Source organism: Delftia sp. ASV31, assembly GCF_016428765.1.
Classification (GTDB): Bacteria; Pseudomonadota; Gammaproteobacteria; order Burkholderiales; family Burkholderiaceae_C; genus Comamonas; species Comamonas acidovorans.
This window is the reverse complement of record NZ_JAELTK010000034.1, coordinates 54,062-60,178: the sequence shown is the minus strand read 5'-3', so window position 1 is coordinate 60,178 and position 6,117 is coordinate 54,062. Positions and strand designations below refer to the sequence as shown.

Sequence of the window (6,117 nt, the reverse complement as noted above, 5' to 3'; positions counted from 1 at the left end):
GTCGATCTGGTCGTAAGCCTTGGCTTCGCCGCCGAACTTCTTGGACAGAACGGTAGCGATAGCAGCCGTCAGGGTCGTCTTGCCGTGGTCCACGTGACCGATGGTGCCAACGTTGACGTGCGGCTTGTTCCGCTGGAATTTTTCTTTTGCCATGATTTCTCCGAAAGAGCAAAACCTGTGTGATGTTTAAGGTCTGCACCCCATTGCTTGGTCGCCCCGCACAGGTGACAGGGCGGCATGGGATCGCAGACCGGCAAAAATCGCAGCATCCCAGAGCCAAAGGCGCCGGGATGCTGCGATTCAAAAGCCTTCAATTATACAAAAAAGCTTACTTCGCGCGAGCAGCAACGATGGCTTCAGCCACGTTGCGGGGAGCTTCGGCGTAGTGCTTGAACTCCATCGTGTACGTAGCGCGGCCTTGCGTCTGCGAACGCAGCGACGTGGCGTAGCCGAACATTTCCGACAGAGGCACTTCGGCCTTGATGGACTTGCCGCCGCCGGCCATGTCGTCCATGCCCTGCACCATGCCGCGACGCGAGGACAGATCGCCCATCACGGTACCGGCGTAGTCTTCAGGCGTCTCGACTTCCACGGCCATCATGGGTTCCAGGATGACGGGGCTGGCCTTGCGGGCACCTTCCTTGAAGCCGAAGATGGCAGCCATCTTGAAGGCCATTTCGTTCGAGTCCACATCGTGGTACGAGCCGAAGGTCAGGCGCACCTTGACGTCCACCACGGGGTAGCCAGCCAGCACGCCGGAAGTCAGCGCTTCGATCACGCCCTTCTCGACTGCGGGGATGTATTCGCGAGGAACCACACCACCCTTGATTTCGTCGACGAACTCGAAGCCCTTGCCTGCTTCCTGGGGTTCCAGGGTCAGCACGACGTGGCCGTACTGGCCCTTACCACCGGACTGGCGAACGAACTTGCCGTCCACATCGGTGACCTTCTGGCGAATGGTTTCGCGGTAGGCAACCTGGGGCTTGCCCACGTTGGCTTCCACGTTGAATTCGCGCTTCATGCGGTCAACGATGATTTCCAGGTGCAGCTCGCCCATGCCGGCGATGATGGTCTGGCCCGATTCTTCGTCGGTGCGCACGCGGAACGACGGATCTTCAGCAGCCAGGCGCGACAGGGCGATGCCCATCTTTTCCTGGTCGGCCTTGGACTTGGGCTCCACGGCCTGTGCAATCACGGGCTCGGGGAAGACCATGCGTTCCAGCACGATGGGAGCTTCAACAGCGCACAGCGTTTCGCCGGTCGTCACGTCCTTCAGACCCACGCAGGCAGCGATATCGCCGGCGCGGATTTCTTCGACTTCCACGCGCTCGTTGGCCATCATCTGCACGATACGGCCGATACGCTCCTTCTTGCCCTTGACCGAGTTGAACACGGTGTCGCCCTTGGTCAGGACGCCCGAGTACACGCGCACGAAGGTCAGCTGACCGACGAACGGGTCGGTCATCAGCTTGAAGGCCAGGGCCGAGAACTTTTCGCCGTCGTCGGCCTTGCGGCTGAGCTTGGTTTCTTCGTTTTCGGGATCGGTGCCGGTGACGTCAGGGATGTCCACGGGCGCGGGCAGGTAGTCGATCACGGCGTCCAGCATGCGCTGCACACCCTTGTTCTTGAAGGCAGTGCCGCACAGCATGGGCTGGATTTCGGTAGCCAGCGTACGAGCGCGCAGGCCAGCCTTCACTTCCTCTTCGGACAGAGTACCTTCTTCCAGGTACTTGTTCATCAGCTCTTCGCTGGCTTCAGCGGCGGCTTCCACGAGGTTTTCGCGCCACTTGTTGGCGGTCTCCACCAGCTCGGCGGGGATCTCGTGGTATTCGAACTTCATGCCTTGCGAAGCTTCGTCCCAGATGATGGCCTTCATCTTGACGAGGTCGACCACGCCCTTGAAGTTTTCTTCGGCGCCGATCGGGATCACGACGGGCACGGGGTTGGCCTTCAGGCGCAGCTTCATCTGGTCCACGACCTTGAAGAAGTTGGCACCGGTACGGTCCATCTTGTTGACGAAGGCCAGACGGGGCACCTTGTACTTGTTGGCCTGGCGCCAGACGGTTTCCGACTGGGGCTGCACGCCGCCGACGGCGCAGTAGACCATGCAGGCGCCATCCAGCACGCGCATGGAACGCTCCACCTCAATGGTGAAGTCCACGTGGCCGGGGGTGTCGATGATGTTGAAGCGGTGCTCGGGGTAGGACAGGTCCATGCCCTTCCAGAAGCAGGTCACTGCAGCGGAAGTGATGGTGATGCCGCGCTCTTGCTCTTGCTCCATCCAGTCGGTCGTAGCAGCGCCGTCGTGCACTTCGCCCAGCTTGTGGGTCACACCGGTATAGAACAGGATACGTTCCGTGGTGGTGGTTTTGCCTGCGTCGATGTGGGCGGAGATACCGATGTTGCGGTAGCGCTCGATGGGGGTCTTGCGAGCCATGATGGATCCTTGATCGTATGGAGGGAGTCTCTGCCCGTTCCAGCCTCATGGTGCAGACGGACAGCAGTCTTATCTGGGGATGCTCCTAATCGAGACAAGGCCGCAGGCAAAAATGCATGCGGCCTGTCTGATCGGGAGCGAAGTGCTCTTAGAAGCGGAAGTGGCTGAATGCCTTGTTGGCTTCGGCCATGCGGTGAACTTCGTCACGGCGCTTCATGGCACCGCCACGGCCTTCGGTGGCCTCGAGCAGTTCGTTGGCCAGGCGCTGGGCCATGGACTTCTCGCCGCGCTTGCGGGCGGCTTCCTTCAGCCAACGCATGGACAGGGCCAGGCGACGCACGGGGCGCACTTCGACGGGCACTTGGTAGTTGGCACCGCCAACACGGCGGGACTTCACTTCGACCATGGGCTTGACGTTGTTGATGGCAACAACGAAGGCTTCCAGCGGGTCTTTGTCAGGGTGCTTCTTTTGAATCAGGTCCAGGGCACCGTAGATGATGCGTTCTGCGACCGCCTTCTTGCCGCCTTCCATGATCACGTTCATGAACTTGGACAGCTCGACATTGCCGAACTTGGGATCCGGCAGGATTTCACGTTTGGGGACTTCGCGACGACGTGGCATTTTTTACCTCTATCTTGCTTCAGTTGGCATCTTTTCAGACACCGCGAGAGTCAACAGGACTCCCACTTACTCGACCCGCGCAAAACACTTGCGTTTGGGGTCACTACGCTGAATCTCGCGCCACGCGGGATACAGCACCTTCCTCGAAAAAACGCAGGGCTTACTTGGCCTTGGGCTTCTTCGCGCCGTACTTGGAACGGGATTGCTTGCGGTCCTTGACGCCTTGCAGGTCAAGGGAGCCACGCACGATGTGGTAACGCACACCGGGCAAGTCCTTCACACGGCCGCCGCGCACCAGAACAACGCTGTGCTCTTGCAGGTTGTGGCCTTCACCACCGATGTAGGAGATGACCTCGAAGCCGTTGGTCAGGCGCACCTTGGCAACCTTACGCAGAGCGGAGTTAGGCTTCTTAGGCGTCGTGGTGTACACACGGGTGCACACGCCGCGGCGCTGAGGGCAGTTTTCCATAGCAGGGCTCTTGGATTTGACAACTTCGACCGTGCGGCCCTGACGCACGAGTTGGTTAATGGTTGGCATTAATAAACGTCCCTAAACGTGAATTGCTTGCGAAAAGCGAAAACGTGAATCCCTTCGGAAATTCCGAAAAGCCCTCGACTGTACCAGCTTGCGGGAGATCGCACAACTGCACCCTCTCCAAGCCAGTACGCGAGGGCCTGCGCGACAGGCGCGGGGCTTACTTGATCCAGAGGCGGATCGCATCCCAGGCACGGCCGAAGAAGCCAGCCTGCTCCACGCCTTCCAGCGCCACCAGGGGCACTTCGGCCACGGTGTCGGCACCCATCTTGACCTTGAGCGTGCCCATGGCCTGGCCCTTGGTGAACGGGGCGATCAGCGGGTCCTGGCGCACGACTTCGGTGCTCAGCTTGCCGCCGCTGCCGGCCGGCACGGTGACCACGATGGGCGTGGTGCGGCCGATCTTGACGGTGTTCGCCTTGCCCTTCCAGACTTCGGGCGTGGCCACGGCCTGCTCGGCATCGAACAGCTTGACCGAATCGAAGGCCGCATAGCCCCAGTTCAGCAGCTTCTGGCTTTCATTGGCACGCGCGTTCTCGCTGGCCGCGCCCAGCACGATGGAGATCAGGCGGCGGCTGCCCACGTTGGGCAGGTCGCGCTTGGCGGTGGCCACCAGGCAGTAGCCGGCGGCGGCCGTGTGACCGGTCTTGAGGCCATCGACGGTCGGGTCGCGGAACAGCAGCGAATTGCGGTTGGTGCCGTTGGAGGCCGGCGTGCCCGGATAGAAGTACTTCTTGGTCGAGTAGTAGTGCATGTACTCGGGGAAGTCCTGCATCAGGCGCTGGGCAAGGATGGACAGGTCGCGCGCCGTGGTCAGGTGGCCGGGCTCGGTCAGGCCTTCGGGGTTCTTGTAGCTGGTGTTCTTCATGCCCAGCGCCTTGGCCTGCTCGTTCATGAGCCGCACGAAGTTCTCGGCCGAGCCGCCCACGCCTTCGGCCAGGGCCATGGTGGCGTCGTTGCCGGACTGCACGATCATGCCCTTGATCAGGTCATCGACCGGCACCTGCATCTTGGGGTCGATGAACATGCGCGAGCCGGGCATCTTCCAGGCGCGCTCGCTCACGGGCAGGCGCTGCTCCAGCGTGATCTTCTTGGCGCGCAGCGCGTCGAAGACCAGGTAGCCGGTCATCAGCTTGGTCAGCGAGGCCTGCTCGATGGGCGCATCGATGTCCTTGGCGCCCAGCACCTGGTTGGCGGTGACATCGACCAGCAGATAGTTGCGCGCCGCGATTTCGGGCGGCTGGGGCGGGGTGATCTGCGCCAGCGCCAGGGCCGGCGCCATGGCGGCCGCCAGTGCCAGGACTCGCAGCGTGGAGGAAAGTGGCTTCATGAGGAAAACTCTCGCTAAAGGGCAGGGAATGCAGGAAAGGCGAAAACATGCCCGCCCTATGGGGCAGGCCTGTTGAGCAGCGGCGCGTGCCGCTAGGGGAGTGAGCGCAAATGGCGGACCACGAGGCTTTTGAGCAGCGGCAATTGTCCGTGAAAGAAATGACCGCCCCCGGGCACGACGGTAACAGGCAGTATCTGCGGGCGCGCCCAGTCCATGACGGCAGACAGAGGCACCGTGTCATCGGCTTCGCCGTGCACCACCAGGGTCCGGTCATGGGCTTCGGGCGGGACAGGCGCCACGGTGAAACGGCTGGCCGCCGTTCCCACCAGCACCGCCTTTTCCACCCGGCCCTCGCTCCAGAGCCCCGCCAGCACATGGCTGGTGACGAAGGCTCCGAAGGAGAAGCCGGCCAGCGCGATCGGTCCTTCGGGGGCGACCTGGCGGACCACGGACAGCATGTCCTGGGCCTCGCCGACGCCTGCGTCGTGCTCGCCGGCACTGGCGCCCACGCCGCGGAAGTTGAATCGCACGGCCGTGTAGCCGCACTGCACGAAGGCACGCGCCAGGGTCTGCACCACCTTGTTGTCCATGGTGCCGCCGAACAGCGGATGGGGGTGGGCGATGATGGCCACGCCGCGCGGCGGTACATCGGCGGCCGGCGCATCGCGCAGGGCCTCCACGGCCCCGGCAAGGCCGGTCAAGGTCAAACGTTCGGTCTGCGCATTCACAATCGCTATCCTAGTAGTAGCAGCCAATCCAAGCTGACAAAGCACTGATGCCCGGAAAGGCCCAAAGTTCCAGCCGGTGCTCAGCGCCCCACGTCGGGCGGCAGCAGCAGGCGCTCCACGGGCTGGCCGTTCTTGAGGTGGGACTCGACGATCTCGTCGATGTCGGATTCGTCCACGAAGGTGTACCAGGTGCCTTCGGGGTAGACCACGGCCACGGGACCGCCCGCGCAGCGGTCCAGGCAGCCGGCCTTGTTCACGCGCACCTGCCCCTTGCCGGCCAGGCCCAGCTGCTTGACCTGCTTCTTGCAGTGGTCAAAGCCCGCCTTGGCGCCGTGCAGCGCACAGCAGTCCTCGCCGTTGGGCCTCTCGTTGAGGCAAAAGAAGATGTGGCGCGCATAGTAGTTGCCTGCGCCTTGCTGGCCGCTGTCGGCCCCGGGACGTGGGTGTTCGCTCATGGAGCGGATT

7 protein-coding genes are annotated in these 6,117 nt (G+C 62.5%); all 7 read right to left on the bottom strand.

From position 1 onward, the window contains the following. On the bottom strand, window positions 1–153 hold a 153-nt coding region (locus JHD82_RS14330), incomplete at its 3' end, for a GTP-binding protein (protein WP_233174741.1). Window positions 154–328: 175 nt separating this feature from the next. Beyond that, complete coding sequence (gene fusA / locus JHD82_RS14325; RefSeq protein ID WP_012202327.1) at window positions 329–2,437, bottom strand: elongation factor G; 2,109 nt, start codon at window positions 2,435–2,437, stop codon at window positions 329–331. Between the two features lie 148 nt (window positions 2,438–2,585). Further along, window positions 2,586–3,059, bottom strand: a complete 474-nt coding sequence (gene rpsG / locus JHD82_RS14320; protein ID WP_012202326.1) for a 30S ribosomal protein S7 — start codon at window positions 3,057–3,059, stop codon at window positions 2,586–2,588. Between the two features lie 160 nt (window positions 3,060–3,219). Further along, on the bottom strand, window positions 3,220–3,597 hold the full coding sequence (gene rpsL / locus JHD82_RS14315; RefSeq protein WP_012202325.1) for a 30S ribosomal protein S12: 378 nt from the start codon (window positions 3,595–3,597) through the stop codon (window positions 3,220–3,222). A gap of 157 nt (window positions 3,598–3,754) precedes the next feature. Next, window positions 3,755–4,924, bottom strand: a complete 1,170-nt coding sequence (locus JHD82_RS14310) for a D-alanyl-D-alanine carboxypeptidase family protein (protein WP_012202324.1) — start codon at window positions 4,922–4,924, stop codon at window positions 3,755–3,757. 92 nt (window positions 4,925–5,016) lie between these two features. Continuing rightward, window positions 5,017–5,652: an alpha/beta hydrolase gene (locus tag JHD82_RS14305; protein ID WP_199137086.1), complete on the bottom strand. Its 636-nt coding sequence runs from the start codon at window positions 5,650–5,652 to the stop codon at window positions 5,017–5,019. Between the two features lie 80 nt (window positions 5,653–5,732). Further along, entirely contained in the window at window positions 5,733–6,107 is a 375-nt protein-coding gene (locus tag JHD82_RS14300; protein WP_012202322.1) for a ferredoxin, read from the bottom strand. Window positions 6,108–6,117: the final 10 nt, after the last annotated feature.

What these genes read in the sequence shown, in the direction of transcription:
- fusA (WP_012202327.1), bottom strand. Translation starts at nt 2,437, where the DNA reads ATGGCTCGCAAGACCCCCATCGAGCGCTACCGCAACATCGGTATCTCC.
- rpsG (WP_012202326.1), bottom strand. Translation starts at nt 3,059, where the DNA reads ATGCCACGTCGTCGCGAAGTCCCCAAACGTGAAATCCTGCCGGATCCC.
- rpsL (WP_012202325.1), bottom strand. Translation starts at nt 3,597, where the DNA reads ATGCCAACCATTAACCAACTCGTGCGTCAGGGCCGCACGGTCGAAGTT.
- JHD82_RS14310 (WP_012202324.1), bottom strand. Translation starts at nt 4,924, where the DNA reads ATGAAGCCACTTTCCTCCACGCTGCGAGTCCTGGCACTGGCGGCCGCC.
- JHD82_RS14300 (WP_012202322.1), bottom strand. Translation starts at nt 6,107, where the DNA reads ATGAGCGAACACCCACGTCCCGGGGCCGACAGCGGCCAGCAAGGCGCA.